The organism is Pseudomonas sp. NEEL19 (assembly GCF_028751975.1).
Lineage (GTDB): Bacteria > Pseudomonadota > Gammaproteobacteria > Pseudomonadales > Pseudomonadaceae > Aquipseudomonas > Aquipseudomonas juntendi.
In genome coordinates, this window is the sequence record NZ_CP081491.1 from 2,815,470 (window position 1) to 2,835,052 (window position 19,583).

18 protein-coding genes are annotated in these 19,583 nt (G+C 63.2%); 7 read left to right on the forward strand and 11 right to left on the reverse strand.

The window, feature by feature from the left end:
- Positions 1-52: 52 nt before the first annotated feature.
- A complete protein-coding gene (locus K4A76_RS12465; protein ID WP_274410360.1) occupies positions 53-1,237 on the reverse strand; it encodes a M20 aminoacylase family protein in 1,185 nt (394 codons plus the stop codon).
- A gap of 1 nt (position 1,238) precedes the next feature.
- Positions 1,239-2,540, reverse strand: coding sequence for an MFS transporter (locus K4A76_RS12470; RefSeq protein WP_274410361.1), 1,302 nt, complete (start codon positions 2,538-2,540; stop codon positions 1,239-1,241).
- A 333-nt stretch (positions 2,541-2,873) separates the two neighbouring features.
- On the opposite strand from K4A76_RS12470, the gene K4A76_RS12475 reads away from it, so the two are divergent.
- Positions 2,874-4,004 (forward strand): porin, encoded by a 1,131-nt coding sequence (locus K4A76_RS12475; protein ID WP_274410362.1) that lies wholly within the window; start codon positions 2,874-2,876, stop codon positions 4,002-4,004.
- On the opposite strand, the gene K4A76_RS12480 is transcribed toward K4A76_RS12475, so the two are convergent.
- The 3 genes from K4A76_RS12480 to K4A76_RS12490 form a co-directional block, all read right to left on the reverse strand.
- Positions 3,981-4,919 carry a LysR family transcriptional regulator gene (locus K4A76_RS12480; protein WP_009682310.1) on the reverse strand — a complete coding sequence of 313 codons (939 nt, stop codon included), beginning with the start codon at positions 4,917-4,919 and terminating at the stop codon, positions 3,981-3,983. The genes K4A76_RS12475 and K4A76_RS12480 overlap by 24 nt on opposite strands.
- Positions 4,920-4,925: 6 nt before the next feature.
- A complete protein-coding gene (locus K4A76_RS12485; protein WP_274410363.1) occupies positions 4,926-5,051 on the reverse strand; it encodes a hypothetical protein in 126 nt (41 codons plus the stop codon).
- Between the two features lie 101 nt (positions 5,052-5,152).
- Positions 5,153-5,293, reverse strand: a complete 141-nt coding sequence (locus K4A76_RS12490; protein ID WP_009682311.1) for a hypothetical protein — start codon at positions 5,291-5,293, stop codon at positions 5,153-5,155.
- A gap of 470 nt (positions 5,294-5,763) precedes the next feature.
- On the opposite strand from K4A76_RS12490, the gene K4A76_RS12495 reads away from it, so the two are divergent.
- The 6 genes from K4A76_RS12495 to K4A76_RS12520 all read left to right on the forward strand — a co-directional run bounded on the left by K4A76_RS12495 (position 5,764) and on the right by K4A76_RS12520 (position 12,109).
- A complete protein-coding gene (locus tag K4A76_RS12495; protein ID WP_274410364.1) occupies positions 5,764-6,747 on the forward strand; it encodes a DUF1852 domain-containing protein in 984 nt (327 codons plus the stop codon).
- A gap of 27 nt (positions 6,748-6,774) precedes the next feature.
- Entirely contained in the window at positions 6,775-7,812 is a 1,038-nt protein-coding gene (locus K4A76_RS12500; RefSeq protein WP_274410365.1) for a methionine synthase, read from the forward strand.
- A gap of 361 nt (positions 7,813-8,173) precedes the next feature.
- Positions 8,174-9,583, forward strand: a complete 1,410-nt coding sequence (locus K4A76_RS12505; protein WP_029885140.1) for a circularly permuted type 2 ATP-grasp protein — start codon at positions 8,174-8,176, stop codon at positions 9,581-9,583.
- Positions 9,584-9,586: 3 nt separating this feature from the next.
- Positions 9,587-10,537 carry an alpha-E domain-containing protein gene (locus tag K4A76_RS12510; protein ID WP_009682316.1) on the forward strand — a complete coding sequence of 317 codons (951 nt, stop codon included), beginning with the start codon at positions 9,587-9,589 and terminating at the stop codon, positions 10,535-10,537.
- Positions 10,534-11,313 carry a transglutaminase family protein gene (locus K4A76_RS12515; protein ID WP_029885141.1) on the forward strand — a complete coding sequence of 260 codons (780 nt, stop codon included), beginning with the start codon at positions 10,534-10,536 and terminating at the stop codon, positions 11,311-11,313. The genes K4A76_RS12510 and K4A76_RS12515 overlap by 4 nt, the downstream gene beginning before the upstream one ends.
- A 73-nt stretch (positions 11,314-11,386) precedes the next feature.
- Positions 11,387-12,109 carry a proteasome-type protease gene (locus K4A76_RS12520; RefSeq protein WP_029885142.1) on the forward strand — a complete coding sequence of 241 codons (723 nt, stop codon included), beginning with the start codon at positions 11,387-11,389 and terminating at the stop codon, positions 12,107-12,109.
- Positions 12,110-12,539: 430 nt separating this feature from the next.
- On the opposite strand, the gene K4A76_RS12525 is transcribed toward K4A76_RS12520, so the two are convergent.
- The 6 genes from K4A76_RS12525 to pedH all read right to left on the reverse strand — a co-directional run bounded on the left by K4A76_RS12525 (position 12,540) and on the right by pedH (position 19,522).
- On the reverse strand, positions 12,540-14,204 hold the full coding sequence (locus K4A76_RS12525) for a PAS domain-containing hybrid sensor histidine kinase/response regulator (RefSeq protein WP_274410366.1): 1,665 nt from the start codon (positions 14,202-14,204) through the stop codon (positions 12,540-12,542).
- Positions 14,188-15,351 (reverse strand): alcohol dehydrogenase-like regulatory protein ErcA, encoded by a 1,164-nt coding sequence (ercA, locus tag K4A76_RS12530; protein WP_009682320.1) that lies wholly within the window; start codon positions 15,349-15,351, stop codon positions 14,188-14,190. Before ercA ends, K4A76_RS12525 begins: the two co-directional genes overlap by 17 nt.
- Before the next feature lie 88 nt (positions 15,352-15,439).
- The gene (gene pqqD / locus K4A76_RS12535) at positions 15,440-15,712 is read right to left on the reverse strand and encodes a pyrroloquinoline quinone biosynthesis peptide chaperone PqqD (protein WP_173889370.1); all 273 of its coding nucleotides are present in this window, start codon (positions 15,710-15,712) and stop codon (positions 15,440-15,442) included.
- A 52-nt stretch (positions 15,713-15,764) separates the two neighbouring features.
- Entirely contained in the window at positions 15,765-15,836 is a 72-nt protein-coding gene (pqqA, locus tag K4A76_RS12540; protein WP_003243383.1) for a pyrroloquinoline quinone precursor peptide PqqA, read from the reverse strand.
- Between the two features lie 258 nt (positions 15,837-16,094).
- Positions 16,095-17,615 (reverse strand): acetaldehyde dehydrogenase ExaC, encoded by a 1,521-nt coding sequence (exaC, locus tag K4A76_RS12545; RefSeq protein ID WP_274410367.1) that lies wholly within the window; start codon positions 17,613-17,615, stop codon positions 16,095-16,097.
- A 119-nt stretch (positions 17,616-17,734) separates the two neighbouring features.
- A complete protein-coding gene (gene pedH / locus K4A76_RS12550; RefSeq protein ID WP_029885145.1) occupies positions 17,735-19,522 on the reverse strand; it encodes a PQQ-dependent alcohol dehydrogenase PedH in 1,788 nt (595 codons plus the stop codon).
- Between the last annotated feature and the right edge of the window lie 61 nt (positions 19,523-19,583).

Sequence of the window (19,583 nt, forward strand, 5' to 3'; positions counted from 1 at the left end):
TGGCGCACCACCGTGTGGCCGCCACCGGCCAGGCGGTAGTACCCGGTCCGGCTCAGCGCAACGCGTCCTGCACCCACTTGACCCAGCAATCGGCGCCGATCTTCACCAACGCATCGTTGAAGTCATAGTGAGGGTTGTGCACCGAACACCCATGGAACTCGCCGGTGCCGTTGCCGAGCATGAAGTAACAGCCTGGCCGCGCCTGCAGCATGTAGGCGAAGTCTTCGGTACCCATGACCTTTTTCGGCAGCTTGTCCAGCAGTGCGCCATCGGCGAACAGCGGTCGCAGGCTCTCGCGCAGCAGCGCACTTTCTTGCTCGCTGTTGCACAACGCCGGGGCCAGCTGGGTAAACTGCACATCGATCTCAACGCCAAAAGCTTGCGCGTGCCCCCTGGCCAACGCCTCTATCCGGCTGTTGATCTTCTGCTGGGTCTCGGCCGTGTCGGTGCGCACGCTCAGCAGCATGCAGGCCTCGTCGGGGATGATGTTGTACACCGTACCAGCCTGGATCATGCCGATGCTGATCACAGCATGGTCGTCGACACTCAGGTTGCGCGACTTGATGGTCTGGATCGCACCGATCAGGCTGTGCAACGCCATTATCGGGTCTACCGACAGTTCCGGCATCGCCCCATGGCCACCTTTGCCGGTGATGCGAATGCTGACCCGCTGGGAAGAGGCCATGGTCGGCCCGGCCTGTACCACGCACGTGCCCACCGGCAGGCCGGGCATGTTGTGCAGGGCATACACCGAATCACACGGGAAGCGTTCGAACAGCCCGTCGTCGATCATCGCCCTGGCGCCGGCCAGGCCCTCTTCGTCCGGCTGGAAGATCAGGTTCAACGTGCCGTTGAACTGGCGGGTAGCCGCCAGTTGCGCTGCAGCCGCCAGCAGGATCGCGGTGTGCCCGTCATGACCGCAGGCATGCATTCGCCCGGGCACCTTGCTGGCATGGGCGAAAGCGTTCTTCTCGGTCATGGGCAAGGCGTCCATGTCGGCACGCAAACCGATGCTGCGCGGGCTGTCACCCACCTTCAGCACCCCCACCACCCCGTGCCCACCCACCTGCCGATGCACCGTGTAGCCCAGCGCCTGCAGTGTGTCGGCTACCAGCGCCGCCGTTCCCGGGGTGTCGCCGCCTATCTCCGGCGCGGCGTGGATCTGCCGGCGCAGCATGACAAACGCATCAAGCGCTGCAGTTGGTTGCAACGGCTGATCACTCTGCAAAGTACCCATGTCACTCGCATCCTTTGTTTTCAGGGAAGTAGTTGAGGCAGACCAGGCTGACTGCACCACCGGCCAACAAGAAGTAGGCCGGGGCCAATGGCGTACCCAGCGCAGCGATCAGCCAGGTGGCCACCAACGGTGAGAACCCCCCAAACAGGGTTACCCCCAGGCTGTAGCTGACCGAAGTGCCGAAAGAGCGCCGCGCCTTGGGGAACCCCTCCATCATCAGGGCAAAGAACGCACCGGCGCCCATGCAGGTGGGCAGGATCAGCACCGCCACGCACATCATTGCCAGCCCCATGTGCTGGATATGCCCGAGCAGGTAGAACACCGGCAGGGTCAGCACCACCGGCGTGGCGACCGTCCATACCAGCAGGCGCTTGCGCAGTTGGTGCTTGTCGGCGAACTTGCCTGCCAGTGGGCAGATGAGCGCCATGCAGCCGCTGCTGATGCAGGCGATCGCCATCGCGCTGCCTGGCGGGTAATGCAAGGCGGTGGTCAGGTAGGTGGGCATGTAGAACACGAACAGGTACATGCCGATGGTCGAGCTGGCCATCAGGCCAATGCCCAGGGCGATTCGCTTGAGCAGGGCGGCATCCAGCACCGGCTCGCTTGAACGCGCCGCTTCGGCGGTATGGGTTTCCGGCAACCGCGTGCGAATGTACCAGCCGACCGGGCCGATCAGCAGGCCGAAAATGAACGGGATGCGCCAACCCCAGCTTTCCAGCGCGTCCGGCTCGAGCCATTGGCTGAGCGCCAGACCGAACCCTGCCCCCACCAGGGCGGCATAGCCCTGGCTGGCCGCCTGCCAACTGACGCTCTGGCAGCGCTTGCCAACAGCGCTGGACTCCATCAGGAACACCGATGCGGTACCGATCTCGCCACCGGCCGACAGGCCCTGAATCAGCCGACCGGCCACCAGCAGCAGCGTGGCGCAGATACCGATCTGCGCATGGGTGGGGGTGAACGCGATCAATGCCGTACCCAGGGTCATCAAGCCAATCGTCAGCGACAAGGCCGCCTTGCGCCCATGCCGGTCGGCGTAACGGCCAATGACCATGGCCCCGACCGGCCGCATCAGAAAGCCGACGCCGAAGGTGGCCAGCGACATCAACAACGAAGCCATTGCCGAATCGGACGGGAAGAAATGCTTGCCGATCAATACAGCGAAAAAGCTGTAGATCGTGAAGTCGTACATTTCCAGTGCATTGCCAAGCGAGCAGGCAATCAAGGTTTTACGCGAGGACGACGAGTGCGCACTGCAAGGCGCATCCGCCTGCAGAACTGGCGGTGCGGGTAGCGGTGTTGTCATTGTTTTTCTCCGTTGGCGAATCGCGGCGTGCAACGAATATCGGCCAATCGGGCAGTCAATACACTTGCAGTTTCGGCAATTGGTTAACCCGGGGTTAATCAGCCCAGCGCCCTGGGGTCGGCACCCCGGCAGGCATGCAACCGATGCTGCAGGCGTTGCCCGATGGCCGCAGGTCAGCCGTTGCCAAGGGCATGAGCACCGGTCATGCGCCACCGCAAAGGCGCCCATTGGCTTAACCAAACGGCATGCACTGGCCGAATAAGCAATCACACTGCAACGGGTTATTCACCGACGCTACAGCCACCCCATCATCGTGCTGGCTTGGAGTCGTGAATGAACACTCGCACTACATCGTTGCTGTTGATGATCCAAAGCGCTTGCCTGGCCGCTGAGGCACAGGCAGAGGGCTTTCCGGCACTCGCCCGGATCGCGCCTGGTTTCGGTTACTACGGGGTGGACTACGGCTTTGATGACACGCTCAAGGTCTACGGCACCGTGGACGCCTTTGCCAGCTACCACGACTCGCAGCGGCACGCGGGCTTCAGGCTGGCCGGCGGCGGTGCCTGGACCAACAAGCTTGGGCTGTATGCGCGCAAGGGGCTAAGCGCTGACAGCGCGCTGGAGCTGGTAGCCGAAGAAGGCTTCAACCTCAATGGCCAGGCACTGGAGGGCAGCTGGGACACTGTCGGCAGCCTGCGCCTGGCGGCTGTGGCCCTACGTTCGAAAAGCCTGGGTAAACTGGAGTTCGGCAAGACCTACAGCATGGGCACCCCCACCTACGCCGACCCGTTCCTGGCCACGTACGGCTCGCCCTACACCTACCTGGCCCTGCCAGCAGCCGGCAAGGGCGCCTATTACCTGGACCTGCGCCCCAAGCACACACTGGCCTACACCACCCCGAACCTCAACGGTTTCAGCCTGGGCACGGCAGTGAGCCTTGGTTTCGACGATGCCGCCAGCCAGGGGCGCACCCTGCGAGGCGGTGGCGCGCGCCTGCAATACCGCAACGAGCGGGTGATGCTGCTGGGCTCCTACAACCTGTACTACAGCGACCCATGGGACGACGCTGGCAACACGCGCCAGACCGCCAACCGCTACAAGAGCCTGTCGGCGTTCTACGACTTCGGCCCGCTGGCCACCAGCCTGACCTGGCAACGCCAGGACGTGGACCAGGCCGGCAGCCCCAGCACAACGTTGATCACTGCGGGCGCAATGGTGCCGGTTGGCGAACGCGATGTGCTACGCCTGGCAATCATGCAACGCCAGGTCACCGCCAAGGACCACGACGCCTTCGCGGCAATGGTTGGCTACGACCACTTCGTGACCCCGCGCTGGGCCGTGTATGGTCGGGTCGGCCTGATCGCCAACCAGCCCGCTTCGGCGGTCACCTACGCAGGTACCCCGCTCGAGCAAGCGGGCGACGACCCGGTCAACGTCGCGCTAGGCATGTACTACCACTTCTGACGCCCCTGCCCGGGCTTGCCTCAGCACCCGCCCGCGCAAGCTGTGATACAGCTCCTGCGCAGGTGTGGTGAGGCTATGGCGGTCGATGCAAACCAGGTTGATCGGGTAATCCGGGATCAGCTCTTGCACCGGCATGACCACGAAGTCGCTGCCAATGCCGTACCTGAAACTCTGGTCCACCGCCAGTTGGCTGATGGTCATCAGCGCCTCGGTATTCTGCAGCAGCTTGAGCGCCATCATTACCGAGGTGCACTCCACGGTATTTTGCGGCACGGGCAGGCCGTTGGCCTCGAACAGCTGGTGAAACTGCGAAGCCTGATCGGCCAATTCGTCCAGGCTGATCCAGTGGGCGTACTGCAATGTGCGCAGCGATTTGCTGAACTGCTGCTGGTTCGACACATGGCAGATCACGCTGCCCTTGATGCTGCCAAGCGCCTCCCAGTCCAGGCTCAGGCGGCTGAGCGGCTGCTGCGATGTGATGGCGAAGTCCAGGCTGCCATCGCGCAAACGTTGCAGGATCTGGCTAGGGCGCAGGTCGGTGATGGTGAGTTTGACCCGCGGGTATTTACGCCGGAACGCCAGGATACTTTCATCCACCCCGTCAAGCATGGCCGTGAGCGAGGTGACGCCGATCGACACCGCGCCCAGTGTGGCGTCCTGGATGCTCGCCGCTTCGATCTGCAGGCGGCGAATACTTTCGACCACCAGGTTGGCATGGCGGATCACGCGCTTGCCTTCCTCGGTCAGGGCCATGCCCTTGGGTGAGCGTTGCAGCAAAGCGAAGCCCACCTCGCGCTCCAGCTCCTTGATCGAACGGCTCAGGGCAGGTTGGGTAATGTGCAGGAGCTTGGAGGCTTCGAGGATGCTACCGGCATTGTGAATGGCGACAAGCGCCCGGAGCTGGTGAAGTTTCAACCGTCTTTACCTTGTGCGCTGCTGGCGACGCTGGCCAATGGAAGAAGCGTTCGGGCCCTGGGTGCAGGCGCCAGCATGGTTGTTGGACGGGTACAGGTTCACGTCGGGCAGTCGCTCGCCAACTTTGCGCATTGCAGCATCCTGGGTCAGTGGGTGGCCGAGCGGCTATGATGCCGTAGGTCAGCCAGCCAGGTACACAACTGCCTGTACAGGCACCTGAGCGTCTGCGCCACTCACAGGCGCAGTATGGCGTGCTCATGGTCGATGGCGGGCACCGGCACCTGCCCACGCCGCACGACCAGCCATTGGCGCATGCGCTCGGTGTCGAAGATCTGCCCCTCTTCCATCATCAACAGGATCAGCGACTGGGACATTCGGTAACACCCGCATTGGGAACAGCGCCGCTCCTCCCATCCAAGGGTGCATTCGACGGATTCCGCGTGCCCTGCGCAAATCAGACAACTCATGTTAGCCCCCTTTCTTGTTCTTCCGTGGAGGTGATGGAGGTAGTGCAGTAGGTGGAGACTGGACTCCTGACTGACATGGGATATTCATGCCAACTTGAAAATTCCGTACCTTTAGTCTGGAAAGTTGCGAGCAAGATCACAGGGCCAACCGCCCGCGCTCGACCGCATGCACAGGCTTTCCCTGCCGTTGCCTACTCCCGATACCCCAGCATCATGAGCGGCGCTAAATCATTAGTGATTTATCTTCAATATCATTCATGCAGGGCCCCTGCCTAGAATACGGCCTGAACACGGACATCACGTCGCTCGCGCCATGGCAATAGTTGCCTGCTTGCACTACCCAACGGCACGAGCGAGGCACCAGGACACCATACAACATGGCTTACGCACCGCAATTCACTGTGCAGCGCATCGCTTTCGACGAGCACTACCAGCCCGGCGAAAACACGCGCATCACCACCAATTTCGCCAACCTGGCGCGGGGGGAAAACCGCCAGGAAAACCTGCGCAACACCTTGCAGATGATCGACAACCGCTTCAACGCCCTGGCGCACTGGGACAATGCCTATGCAGACCGTTACAGCGTAGAGCTGGATATCATTTCGGTGGAACTGCACCTGCACAGTGAACAGCGCAGCAGCGGCCTGCCGCTGATCGAGCTGTTGCAGACCCATATCGTCGACCACACCACCAACCGCCGTATCGACGGCATGGTCGGTAACAACTTTTCCTCGTACGTGCGGGACTACGACTTCAGTGTGTTGTTGCTGGAACACAACAAGGGTCGGCCAAGCTTCAGCACGCCGGACAACTTTGGCGAACTGCATGGCAAGCTGTTCAAGTGCTTCATCAACTCGGCCACCTACAAGGCGCACTTCGACAAGCCGCCGGTCATCTGCCTGAGTGTGTCGAGCAGCAGGGTTTACCACCGCACTGAAAACCAGCACCCGGTGCTGGGCGTGGAGTATCACCAGAACGACCACTCGCTGACCGACGAATACTTCAGCAGGATGGGGCTCAAGGTGCGCTACTTCATGCCGCCCGGCAGCGTGGCGCCATTGGCCTTCTACTTTGCCGGTGACCTGTTGGCCGACTACAACGACCTGGAGCTGATCAGCACCATCAGCACCATGGAAACCTTTCAGAAGATCTACCGCCCCGAGATCTACAACGCCAATGCGGCAGCCGCAATGGCCTACCAACCGAGCCTGCAGCACCAGGACTATTCGCTTACACGCATTGTCTACGACCGCGAAGAGCGCAGCCGCCTGGCGCTCGAACAAGGCAGGTTTGCCGAGGAGCGCTTCGTCAAACCGTACCAGGCCACCCTGGAGCAATGGTCCGCTCAATACGCCGGCTGATCACCCCAACGCACAAGGTAACCGCTGATGAACACGCTACTTCCCACCTCCACTGCCGGCAGTTTGCCCAAGCCTTCCTGGCTGGCGGAGCCTGAAACACTCTGGTCACCCTGGAAGTTGCAGGGCGCGCAGCTGGCCGAAGGCAAACAGGACGCCTTGCGCCTGGCCTTGCAGGAACAGCAGCACGCGGGCATCGATATCGTCAGTGACGGCGAACAGACCCGCCAACATTTCGTGACCACGTTCATCGAACACTTGAGCGGGGTCGATTTCCAGCAACGCCAGACCGTGCGCATTCGCGATCGCTACGACGCCAGCGTGCCCTCGGTGGTGGGTGCTGTCGCGCGACAGGCACCTGTGTTCGTCGACGATGCCAGGTTCCTCCGCCAGCAAACTGCCCAGCCAATAAAGTGGGCGCTGCCGGGCCCCATGACCATGATCGACACGCTGTATGACAGCCATTACAAAAGCCGGGAAAAACTGGCCTGGGAATTTGCCAGGCTACTCAACCAGGAAGCCCTGGAACTGGAAGCGGCGGGCGTCGATATCATCCAGTTCGACGAACCGGCATTCAATGTGTTCTTCGATGAGGTCAACGACTGGGGCGTGGCCGCCCTGGAGCGCGCCGTTCAAGGGCTCAAGTGCGAAACGGCGGTGCACATCTGCTATGGCTACGGGATCAAGGCCAACACCGATTGGAAACAGACCCTGGGGGCGCAATGGCGGCAATATGAGCAGGTGTTCCCGACGTTGCAGCAGTCGAGCATCAATATCATTTCGCTGGAGTGCCACAACGCCCTTGTGCCGATGGAACTGCTTGAGCTGATTCGGGGCAAGAAGGTCATGGTCGGTGCCATCGATGTCGCCAACCCTGCCATCGAAACGCCCGAAGCCGTGGCCGACACCCTGCGCAAGGCGTTGCAGTTCGTCGACGCCGACAAGCTCTACCCCTGCACCAACTGCGGCATGGCCCCACTGCCGCGCGCGGTCGCCAGCGGCAAGCTCAAGGCGTTGAGCGCCGGGGCTGCCATCGTTCGCCAGGAACTGACCGCCAACGCGGGTTGAGGTGTTGAACCGCCTGCCTGGCCTGGCCGGCATGGCGGTACGCACCAACTCGGTTCAAAAAACGCGGCTGCACACCAGGCGCCCTGTTTTGATGCATGCCGGCCGGTCAGCCGGCCGCCACCTCACCCCGCCTGGACCAGGCGCCGCCCAGCAAAACCGCTGCCCACCGCCCATTCCCTGGCCTGCCCGGCACTGCACCGGGTTTTCGGCACTTTCATTGCAATGCTGGTTGGTGAACGGAATGCACCCGCAACCCAACGCGACCGAGGCTGACGACACCCCCACTTACCAGCAAGGCAGCACCCTGAAAGACGCAGATGAACGGCAATGAAGCTGCCGGTAACGGCGGCAAGGAGTGGGTATGTCCCGGGCTTTTTTCAATGAAATGTACGACGCGAACGGCAGCTGCCGCCCGCACTACCAGGAGTTCGCCCGCTGGCTGGCGAACACCCCGCTGGAGCTGCTGGAGCAGCGCCGGCGCGAGGCCGACCTGCTGTTCCACCGCGCCGGTATCACCTTTACCTTGTATGGCGACAAACAGGACACCGAGCGGCTGATCCCCTTCGATATCATCCCGCGCAGCATCCGCGCCAGCGAGTGGCGTACGGTCGAGCGCGGCTGTATCCAGCGCGTGCAGGCCCTGAACCTGTTCCTGGAAGACATCTACCACGACCAACGCATCCTCAAGGCCGGGATCATCCCGCCAGAGCAGGTCCTGGCCAACGAGGGTTATCAGATCGCCATGCAGGGCCTGGACCTGCACCGGGGCCTGTATGCGCACATCGCCGGCGTGGACCTGGTGCGCGATGGCGATGGCAGCTATTTCGTGCTGGAAGACAACCTGCGCACCCCCAGTGGTGTCAGCTACATGCTCGAAGACCGCAAGATGATGATGCGCCTGTTCCCCGAGCTGTTCGCCGCCCAGCGCATCGCGCCCATCGACCACTACCCCAACCTGCTGCTGGACACGCTCAAGAGCGCCAGCCCGCTGGATAACCCCACTGCTGTGCTGCTTACCCCAGGGCGCTTCAACAGTGCCTATTTCGAGCATGCCTTCCTGGCCCGCGAAATGGGCATCGAGCTGGTCGAAGGCGCCGATCTGTTCGTGCGCGACGAGCATGTGTACATGCGCACGACCGCCGGCCCGCAACGGGTCGATGTGATTTACCGCAGGCTGGACGACGACTACCTCGACCCCCTCTCGTTCAACCCCGACTCGATGCTGGGCGTGCCCGGGCTGATTTCGGTGTACCGCGCTGGCAACGTAGTGCTGGCCAACGCGGTGGGCACCGGCGTAGCCGACGACAAGTCGATCTACCCCTATGTCGCCGACATGATCCGCTTTTACCTGGGCGAGGAGCCGATCCTCAACAACGTACCGACGTGGCAGTGCCGCAAACCGGCCGACCTGTCCCATGTACTGGCCAACCTGCCCGAGCTGGTGGTCAAGGAAACCCAGGGCTCTGGCGGCTACGGCATGCTGGTCGGGCCGGCCGCCACTGCCGCGCAGATCGAGGACTTCCGCGCCCGCATCAAAGCGCGTCCACATGCCTATATCGCGCAACCGACCTTGTGCCTGTCCACCTGCCCGACCTTCGTCGACAGCGGCATCGCGCCGCGGCATATCGACCTGCGCCCGTTCGTACTGTCGGGCAGCGAAACCCGCCTGGTGCCAGGCGGCCTGACCCGCGTGGCGCTGAAGGAAGGCTCGCTGGTGGTCAACTCGTCACAAGGTGGCGGTACCAAAGACACCTGGGTGGTGGAGGACTGAACCATGCTTTCGCGAACTGCTTCTGATCTGTACTGGATGTCCCGCTACCTGGAACGTGCGGAAAACCTGGCACGCATGCTCGAGGTCAGCTACTCGCTGTCACTGATGCCGCAGGCGGGGCGCAGCGACGGCCATGCCGAACTGGCCATGTCACTGTTGGCCTCGGGCACGCTCGACGACTACATCCGTCGCCACGCCGAGCTCGACACCGAGCGCATGCTGCATTTCTTCGCCCTCGATGCCACCAACCCCGGCAGCATCTACTGCTGCCTGCAGGCGGCCAGAACCAACGCCCATGCAGTGCGCGGCCGGATAACGGCCGACATGTGGGAGAACATCAACGCCACCTGGATCGAAATGCGCAACATTGCCAGCAACGGGCTGGGCCGCTACGGCATCAGCCAGTTTTGTGACTGGGTCAAGGAGCGCTCGCACCTGTTCCGCGGGGCCACCTCCGGTACCATCATGCGCAACGATGCCTACAGCTTCATTCGCCTGGGCACTTTCCTGGAACGGGCCGACAACACCCTGCGCCTGCTCGATGCGCGCTATGAAATGTTCGGCGAGGCCTCCGACGAGGTCAGCGACGACTCGGCCAGGGGGTTTTACCAGTGGAGTGCCTTGCTGCGCGCCCTGACCTCCTACGAAGCCTTCAATGAAATCTACCGCGCCGCGCCCAGTGCCGGCCCGGTTTCCGAATTGCTGTTACTGCGCGTCGACGTGCCGCGCTCGCTGCATGCCTGTATTGAGGAGCTGGACCAGATCCTGGCCGGCCTGCCTGGCAGTACCGGGCGAGCGGCCCAGCGGCTGGCCGCCGAGCTCAACGCACGGCTGCGCTACACCGCCATCGACGAAATCCTCGACGCCGGGCTGCATCCCTGGCTCAGCGATTTCATCGGCCGCGTCAACCAACTGGGCCAGGCGGTCCATCACTCCTACCTGGAGGTTGTATGAAACTGTCCATCCGCCACGACACCACCTACAGCTACGCCAGTGATGTGTCCAACAGCATTCAGTTCCTGCGCCTGACCCCGCGCAGCAGCGAACGCCAGCGCATCGTCGAATGGCAACTGGACCTGCCTTGCAAGGTGAAGAGCCAGATCGACCCGTACGGCAACATCCTGCATGTGCTGACGCTGGACAAGCCCCATGGGCACTTGGCCCTCACTGCCAGCGGCCAGGTCGAGATCGACCCGGCCTGCGAACAGGAGGCAGCCTGCCAGTCACCCCTGCCGTTCTTGCGTGGCAGCCACCTGACCCTGGCCGACGATGCGCTGGTGGCCTTCGCCGCCCAGCAATGCGGCACGCACCGTGACCGCGCCGCATTGATCGACCTGATGCAGGGGCTGGCTGAGCGCATGCCCTACAGCCCAGGGTCGACCTCCGTCGGCACTACGGCCAGCGAAGCGTTCAATGCCGGTGCGGGCGTGTGCCAGGACCATACCCATGCCTTCCTGGCCTGCGCCCGTAGCCTGGGGGTACCGGCCCGCTATGTTTCCGGCTACCTGTGCACCGAGGATGAACAGCACCTGGCCAGCCATGCATGGGCCGAAGCCTGGGTCGACGACGCCTGGTACAGCTTCGACATCACCAACCGCCTGACCCGGCCCGAGCGGCACCTGAAGCTGGCCGTGGGCCTGGACTACCTCGACGCCTGCCCGGTCAGGGGCGTGCGCCGCGGGGGTGGCACCGAGTCCATGCAAGCCAGTGTTCACGTGCATCGCCAGTGACGCCTGGCCCTCAAGCCAGCCTTGCTGCGCGCCTGCAGCAAGGCCACTACCTCTGCCACACAAGGGAACTTGCATGACTTACTGTGTCGCCATGCACCTGCAAGACGGGCTGGTTTTCATCAGCGACTCACGCACCAATGCCGGTATCGACCAGATCTCCACCTTTGCCAAGTTGTTCGTCTTCAGCGTACCCGGTGAGCGCCTGATCGTGCTGCAGACGGCGGGCAACCTGGCAACCTCGCAGTCAGTGGTCAACCTGCTGCAGCAACGCAGCCAGGGCAGCGGCCCGCACCTGCTGAATGTCGCCACGCTCTATGATGCCACGGTGCTGGTGGCCGATACCCTGCGCGAGGTGGTGTGCCGCGACCGCAGCAAGCTGACTGCCGGTATCGACCTGAGCAGCTCGTTCATCGTCGGTGGCCAGATTGCGGGCGGGCCGATGGCGATCTACAACGTCTATGCCCAGGGCAACTTTTTCCAGGCCACGCGCGACACGCCTTTCCTGCAGTTGGGGGAAAGCAAATACGGGCGGCCCATACTCGACCGCAACCTGGAGTACCGCACCCCGCTGGATGAGGCGTTGCGCTGTGGCCTGATCTCGTTCGACTCCACCATCCGCAGCAACCTGTCGGTGGGCATGCCCCTGGACTTGCTGGTGTACCGAGCCGATGCCCTGGAGGCACCGCAGCCCATCCGCATCGCCAGCGACGATGCCTATTACCAGCAGATTCGCCGGCAGTGGGGCGAAGGCCTGAAAACCTTGCTGGCCGAACTTCCGGCGCCGCCGTATGGCTGATGGGGGAATGGCCAGGAAATCCCGCCGCCAGGCCCGCCCTCATCGCGGACACGCAGTCACCACCGACCAGTGTAGGAGCGGGTTTACCCGCGAATGCGGTGGCGGCTGCAACGGTGAATGGCCAGGAAATCCCGGCCAGCAGGCCCGGCCTCTTCGCGGACACGCAGCCACCACCGACCAGTGTAGGAGCGGGTTTACCCGCGAATGCGGTGGCGGCTGCAACGGCGAATGGCCAGGAAATCCCGGCCAGCAGGCCCGGCCTCTTCGCGGACACGTAGTCACCACCGACCAGTGTAGGAGCGGGTTTACCCGCGAATGCGGTGGCGGCTGCAACGGTGAATGGCCAGGAAACACGACCAGCAGGCCCGGCCTCTTCGCGGATGAGCCCCCCCTCAACGGGCCGTGCCGCCCCCCAATACGCTTCATGCCCTCAGCCCAGCAACTGGCTCAATACCGCACGCAACTTGCCTGGTTTCACCGGTTTGTTCAGCAACGGTGCGCCAAGCTTGCGCAACGAGCGCCGGCACTGGTCACTGCGGTCGGCCGTGATGATGACCGCCGGTATGGCGCTGGCGTAATGTTCGCGCAACTGCCGCACCACCTCACAACCCACCACGCCGTGATCCAGATGAAAGTCAGCCAGGATCAGCTCCGGGGCGCGCCCTTCAAGCGCCTGCAAGGCACCCTGCTGATCGGTGGCGGTGACCACTTCGCAGCCCCACTGCCCCAGCAACGCGCCCATGCTTTCGAGAATGCTCACTTCGTTGTCCAGCACCAGCAGGCGACGGCCCGGCAGCGGGTTGCCGGCAGTGGGCTGGGGCAGCGCGAGCTGCAGGGGCGGCGGCAGCGCCTGGCCAAGCGGCACCTCGATGCTGAACACCGAGCCACGCCCCGGCCACGAACGCACTTCGATCCGGTAGCCGAGAATCTTGGCGATCCGCTCGACGATGGCCAACCCCAGGCCTACACCCTTGCGGTCCGCCGCGCGGCCAACGTCCAGCTGGTTGAACTCCAGGAATATGGCTTGCAAACGGTCCTGGGCGATGCCGCGCCCGCTGTCCCATACCTCCAGGCGCAAGTGTTCGCCGCGGCGCCTTGCCCCCAACAGAACGCGGCCCTCGTCGGTGTAGCGGCAGGCATTGCTGAGGAAGTTGCGCAGAATGCGCGTCAGCAAGCGCAGATCCGTGCTGACGGCATAATCGGCAACCCTGGCGTGAAATTTCAGGCCCGCGGCATCAGCCACCGAGCGGAATTCTGAAATCAAAGGCGCAAACAGCTCGTCCAGGCGATAAACCGCCACATCGGGCCTGACCGCAGCCTGGTCGAGCCGCGAGATATCCAGCAAATCGGTCAGCAGGTCTTCGGCGCCCTCCAGCGCCTGGTGGGTACGCTCCACCAGCACATGTTCGGCGTCTGGCAGCGGCCGCTCACGCAAGGTGGAGATCAACAGGCGCGCGGCGTTCAGCGGTTGCAGCAGGTCATGGCTGGCAGCAGCCAGGTACTTGTCCTTGCTGCGGTTGGCGGCTTCGGCAGCATCGCGCGCCTCGATCAGCTCATCGGTACGTGCAGCAACCCGTTGCTCCAGTTCGTCATTGAGCTGTTGCAGGCGCTGCTGGGCCTGCTTGCGCTCGGTGATATCGGCCACGAAGCCTTCAACCAGGCCTTCGTGACCGGGCTTGAGCAGCAGGTTCATCAGCACGTCGAGGTGGCTGCCATCCTTGCGCCGCAGCCGGGTTTCATAGCCATGCAGGCTGTGCTCCCGGGCGAGAATCGCGGTAATCGCCTGTAGCTCTTGCGCACCGCCATCGAACAGGTGGGTCGCCAGGTCGGTCAGGGAAAACAGCACTTGCTGTGGGTCGTCATAGCCGAGCATGCGGGCCAGTGCCGGGTTGGCAGCACGCATGCCGTCCTGCAGGCTGGCCTGGAAAATGCCGTGCACGGCGTTCTCGAACAACCATTTGTAGCGGTTGCGCTCGGCTTCCAGTTCATCCAGCCGGGCAGACAATTCCGGGTAATGGCTTTTACGCGCCGAGTGGTCGCCCAGGCCCAACAGCCCTGCCAGCGCGCGCTGCTGCTCGTCAGAGGGCCTCGCCATAGACCACCTCGACATCTCGCTGGCTCGACGCGCGCGGGTTGGTGAGGATGCACGGGTCATCCATCGCATGTTGCGACAGGAACGGAATATCGGCCGTGCGCACCCCGTGCAGGCCCAAGGTTTCATGGAAGCCGATGGCGTGCTTCAGGGCAATCAGGTGTTCCACCAGGCGGCCGCAGATCTGCCGGTGGTTGAGGCCGCGGCAGTCGATGCCGAAGACCTCGGCAATGACCTTGAAGCGCTCGGGCGCCGAACTGTAGTTGAACGCCACCACGTGCTCGACCAGCACCGCATTGCACAGGCCATGAGGCAGGTCGAGGAAACCGCCGAGGCTGTGCGACATGGCATGCACCGCGCCCAGGATCGCGTTGGAGAACGCCAGCCCCGCCTGCATGCTGCCGAGCATGATCTTCTCGCGCAGGGCGATGTCGCCGGGGTTGGCGATCATTTCCACCAGGTTGCCGTTGATCAGGCGCATGGCTTCCAGCGCATGGGGGTCGGTCAGCGGGCCATGACCGGTAGACACGAACGCCTCGATAGCATGCACCAGCGCGTCGATGCCGGTACAGGCCGACAGGAACGGGTCCATGCTCAACGTGGTTTGCGGGTCGATCAGCGACACGTCGGGCACCACCGCCTTGCTGACGATGGAGAACTTCATGCGCTCCTGCTGATTGGAGATGATCACGAACTGCGACACATCGGCCGAGGTACCGGCGGTGGTCGGGATCAGGATCAACGGCGGGCTGGGCACGCGAATCATGTCCACGCCCTCGAACTCGAGGATGCTGCGCCCGTGGGCGACCACGATACCAATGGCCTTGCCGCAATCCATCGGGCTGCCACCACCGACCGCGACGATCACATCGCAGTGGTTCTGCCGGTAGATCTCGGCGCCGAGCATCACCTCCTCGACCCGGGGGTTGGGCGAAACGGCCGTGTACAGGCAATAGTCGATACCCTGCGCCTGCAGGCTGGCCTCGACGTCGGCCACCCAGCCAGCGGCAATCACCCCAGGGTCGCTGACCACCAGGACCTTGCGCGCACCAAAGGTCTTGGCGTAGTTGGCCACATTATGTCGGCAGCCGGCACCAAAGATGATTTCAGGCGAAACAAACTTGCGAAGGGGGCTGAAACTCTGGCTCATCGTAAAGCCTGTTCTTATTGTTCTGGAAGATAACCGCCAGCGTAAAGCATCCCGCGGCGAAAGCAACCAGACCAAAGCGGCACAGGCATCATTCGATCCACGCCTTGGCGCGGGCAACCTCCAGGAACGCCAGTACGTCCTCGCCAAGGCCGGGAACCTCGGGAAAACGCTGTGCCAGCTGGTCGATGATCGCTGCCGTACTGCGCTGGCCGTCCAGCAACTCCAGCACCCAGCCGGCACTGGCGTTGAGCTCGATGACGCCCCCGGGGTACAGCAGCACATGGCATGCCTGCAACGGGTCCCAGCGTAGCCGCAAGCCCTTGGCCAGGGCCAGTGTCTGCTGGCGGTCGATCAGTTTCACGGCAGGCACCGGGCGTGGGGATCCGGCCACCTTGACGGTGGCCGGGCAGGCATCAGCGGTTGGCGAAGTACATCGTCACTTCAAAGCCAATGCGCAGGTCGGTGTAGGCGGGTTTGGTCCACATGGGGCATGTCCTCTTCTTGTGCCGGGCGATTCCGGTAGAGGCATTAATGCATGGGCGGTGGTGCGGGCGAATGCTACTTTGGAACGAGTTTGCCGGGTGCATTGGTAGCAACGGGGTTGCCACACATTGCCATCAGGCCAGCCAGGGCGCCTGGGGAGGCGGCCTGGCATTCGCTGCACCGCTACAGCAATGAGGGTGGCTGCGCAGCCTGGCCGCGACACCAGGCCGCTGCGCCAACCGCGCAGGTTCATCAGGAGGTCAGAAGAAGCCCAACGGGTTGATGTCGTAGCTCACCAGCAGGTTCTTGGTCTGCTGGTAATGGTCGAGCATCATCTTGTGCGTCTCACGGCCCACACCCGACTTCTTGTAGCCACCGAATGCCGCATGCGCGGGGTACAGGTGGTAGCAGTTGGTCCATACCCGGCCGGCCTTGATGCCGCGGCCCATGCGGTAGGCACGGTTGATGTCGCGGGTCCAAAGGCCGGCCCCCAGGCCGAACTCGCTGTCGTTGGCGATCGCCAGGGCCTCGGCTTCGTCCTTGAAGGTGGTCACCCCCACCACCGGGCCGAAGATCTCTTCCTGGAACACGCGCATCTGGTTGTGGCCTTTGAGCAGGGTCGGCTGGATGTAATAGCCGCTGGCCAGGTCACCCTGCAGGCGCTCGGCGGCACCGCCAGTGAGTAATTCGGCACCCTCCTCCCGGGCAATCTGCAGGTACGAGAGGATCTTGTCGTACTGCTGCTCCGACGCCTGGGCGCCAACCATGGTTTCGGTGTCCAGCGGGTTGCCACGGCTGATCTTGGCGATCTTCTTCATCACCTCGGCCATGAACGGTTCGTAGATCGACTCCTGGATCAGCGCACGCGATGGGCAGGTGCACACCTCGCCCTGGTTGAAGAACGCCAACACCAGGCCCTCGGCGGCTTTCTCGATGAACGCCGGCTCCGCCTGCATGATGTCTTCGAAGAAGATGTTCGGCGACTTGCCACCCAGTTCGACGGTAGACGGGATGATGTTCTCGGCCGCGCACTTCATGATGTGCGAGCCCACCGGGGTGGACCCGGTGAAGGCGATCTTGGCAATACGCTTGCTGGTGGCCAGCGCCTCCCCAGCCTCACGGCCATAGCCCTGGACGATGTTCAGCACCCCGGCCGGCAGCAGGTCGGCGATCAGCTCGGCAAAAATGGTGATCGACAGCGGCGTCTGCTCGGCCGGTTTCAGCACCACGCAGTTACCCGCCGCCAACGCCGGGGCGAGTTTCCAGGCTGCCATCAGCAACGGGAAGTTCCACGGGATGATCTGCCCGACCACACCCAGGGGTTCGTGCAGGTGATACGCCACGGTGGTCTCGTTGATTTCCGCCGCGCCACCTTCCTGGGCACGAATGCAGCCCGCAAAATAACGGAAGTGATCCGCCGCCAGCGGCACGTCGGCATTCAAGGTTTCGCGTACGGCCTTGCCGTTGTCCCAGCTTTCGGTAACCGCCAGCACTTCGAGGTTCTGTTCGATCCGGTCGGCGATTTTCAGCAGCGCCAGGGCCCGCTCCTGCACCGAGGTCTTGCCCCACGCGTCAGCCGCGGCATGGGCAGCGTCCAGGGCGCGCTCGATATCCTGTGCGCTAGAGCGTGGGAATTCGGCGATCGGTTGCCCGTTGACCGGCGAGCTGTTGGTGAAGTACTGGCCAGCCAAGGGCGCCACGAACTCGCCATTGATGAAGTTGCCATAGCGCGGTTTGAAGGAAACGACGGCGCCTGGGGTTCCGGGTTGTGCGTAGATCATGCTGAGCCTCTGCAGGTCAATGCCTGTCCCACGACAGGCGATATGCCGATGGTAAAAAGCCCCGCCTGCCAGGCGAATGCATCGTTGGCAGCGGGGCTCTCGTCATTTGGTAGTAGGGGTCAGGGTTTGGCGCTGGCGGTCTGCTGCAACTGCTTGGGCAACTTGAAGGTCCAGAGCATGCCGCCCTGGTTGAAGTCCTTGACCCGCTTGGCCACTTCGCCGCCCCACAGCGGCACCGCGCCGCCCCAGCCGGACACCACCGATACGTACTGCTCGCCGTCCATTTCCCAGGTCACCGGCGAACCGAGCACGCCAGAGCCGGTCTGGAACTCCCAGACCTTGTCGCCGGTCTTGGCGTTGAACGCCTGCAGGAAGCCTTCCGGGGTACCGGTGAACACCAGGTTGCCCTTGGTGGTCAGTACCCCACCCCACAGCGGTGCATAGTTCTTGTGGCGCCACACTTCCTTGCCGCTGACCGGGTCGATGGCACGTAGCACACCGATGTAGTCTTCGTTGAGCGGCTTGATGGTGAAGCCGGCGCCCAGGAACGCCGCCCCTTTCTTGTAGGCAATGCCCTCGTTCCAGATGTCCATGCCCCACTCGTTGGACGGCACGTAGAACAGCCCGGTGTCCTGGTTATAGGCCATCGGCATCCAGTTTTTCGCACCGAGGAACGCCGGGGCAACGAACACCGAGCTGCCCTTGGCTTCGCTACCCGGTGCACCCGGGCGGCTGGCCTCGTTGTAGATCGGCCGACCGTTCTTGTCCAGGCCAGTGGCCCAGGTGATTTTGTCGACGAAGGGGAAGCCGCGGATGAACTTGCCGTTGGTGCGGTCCAGCACGTAGAAGAAGCCGTTGCGGTCGGCAGTAGCAGCGGCCTTGACCTCTTTGCCGCCGTCCTTGTAGTTGAACGAGATCAGCTCGTTGACGCCGTCAAAGTCCCAACCGTCGTGTGGCGTGCTCTGGAAATGCCATTTGATCGTGCCATCGTCCGGGTTCAGTGCCAGGCGCGATGAGGAATACAGGTTGTCCCCTGGGCGCAGGTGGGAGTTCCACGGCGCCGGGTTGCCGGTGCCGAACAGGATCAGGTTGGTTTCCGGGTCGTAGTAGCCGCCCAGCCACGGCGCTGCACCGCCGGTCTTCCACAGGTCGCCCGGCCAGGTCTTGCCGGCTTCGCCACCGGAAATACCGTTTTCGATGGCCTTGCCGTCCTTGTACACATACCCCATGTGGCCTTCCACGGTGGGGCGCATCCACAGAAGCTCACCGTTTTCCGGGTTGTAGGCCTGGATCTTGCCCACCACACCGAACTCGCCGCCAGCCACGCCGGTAATCAGCTTGCCGTTGACGATCATTGGCGCGGCGCTGATCGAATAGCCTTCCTTGTGGTCGGCCACCTTCTTGCTCCACACCACCTTGCCGGTGTCCTTGTTCAGCGCCACCAGCTTGGCGTCGAGGGTGCCGAAGAACACCAGGTTGCCGTACAACGCCACGCCCCGGTTGATCACGTCGCAGCATGGGCGGATGTCATCGGGCAGGCGCGCATCGTACTGCCACAGTTTCTTGCCGGTTCGCGCGTCCACGGCGAATACCCGCGAGTAGGAGCCGGTCAGGTACATCACCCCATCCTTGATCAGCGGCTGCGCCTGTTGGCCGCGCTGCTTCTCACCGCCGAAGGAAAACGCCCAGACCGGGCGCAGTTCCTTCACGTTGTTGGTGTTGAGCATGTCCAGCGGGCTGTAACGCTGGCCCTGCACGCCCAGGCCATTGGTCACGATCTGCTGGGGGTTCTTCGGGTCCTGGAGGATATCTTCATTGCTGACGGCGGCGTGGGCAGCGCCGGCCAGCAACATGGCGCTGAGCACCAGGCTCACGGCGAACGCGGGACGACGTGGGGATCGGGTCATGTCGGCTACCTTTGGTTTTTTTGTTGTGCCCGGGAAATTTTCCCGGTGTGCCGGGAATTCT

Bases quoted from the DNA above. Each gene is read 5' to 3' on its own strand.
- K4A76_RS12465 (WP_274410360.1), bottom strand. From the start codon at position 1,237: ATGGGTACTTTGCAGAGTGATCAGCCGTTGCAACCAACTGCAGCGCTT.
- K4A76_RS12470 (WP_274410361.1), bottom strand. From the start codon at position 2,540: ATGACAACACCGCTACCCGCACCGCCAGTTCTGCAGGCGGATGCGCCT.
- K4A76_RS12475 (WP_274410362.1), top strand. From the start codon at position 2,874: ATGAACACTCGCACTACATCGTTGCTGTTGATGATCCAAAGCGCTTGC.
- K4A76_RS12485 (WP_274410363.1), bottom strand. From the start codon at position 5,051: ATGCGCAAAGTTGGCGAGCGACTGCCCGACGTGAACCTGTACCCGTCC.
- K4A76_RS12490 (WP_009682311.1), bottom strand. From the start codon at position 5,293: ATGTCCCAGTCGCTGATCCTGTTGATGATGGAAGAGGGGCAGATCTTC.
- K4A76_RS12495 (WP_274410364.1), top strand. From the start codon at position 5,764: ATGGCTTACGCACCGCAATTCACTGTGCAGCGCATCGCTTTCGACGAG.
- K4A76_RS12500 (WP_274410365.1), top strand. From the start codon at position 6,775: ATGAACACGCTACTTCCCACCTCCACTGCCGGCAGTTTGCCCAAGCCT.
- K4A76_RS12505 (WP_029885140.1), top strand. From the start codon at position 8,174: ATGTCCCGGGCTTTTTTCAATGAAATGTACGACGCGAACGGCAGCTGC.
- K4A76_RS12510 (WP_009682316.1), top strand. From the start codon at position 9,587: ATGCTTTCGCGAACTGCTTCTGATCTGTACTGGATGTCCCGCTACCTG.
- K4A76_RS12515 (WP_029885141.1), top strand. From the start codon at position 10,534: ATGAAACTGTCCATCCGCCACGACACCACCTACAGCTACGCCAGTGAT.
- K4A76_RS12520 (WP_029885142.1), top strand. From the start codon at position 11,387: ATGACTTACTGTGTCGCCATGCACCTGCAAGACGGGCTGGTTTTCATC.
- K4A76_RS12525 (WP_274410366.1), bottom strand. From the start codon at position 14,204: ATGGCGAGGCCCTCTGACGAGCAGCAGCGCGCGCTGGCAGGGCTGTTG.
- ercA (WP_009682320.1), bottom strand. From the start codon at position 15,351: ATGAGCCAGAGTTTCAGCCCCCTTCGCAAGTTTGTTTCGCCTGAAATC.
- exaC (WP_274410367.1), bottom strand. From the start codon at position 17,615: ATGATCTACGCACAACCCGGAACCCCAGGCGCCGTCGTTTCCTTCAAA.
- pedH (WP_029885145.1), bottom strand. From the start codon at position 19,522: ATGACCCGATCCCCACGTCGTCCCGCGTTCGCCGTGAGCCTGGTGCTC.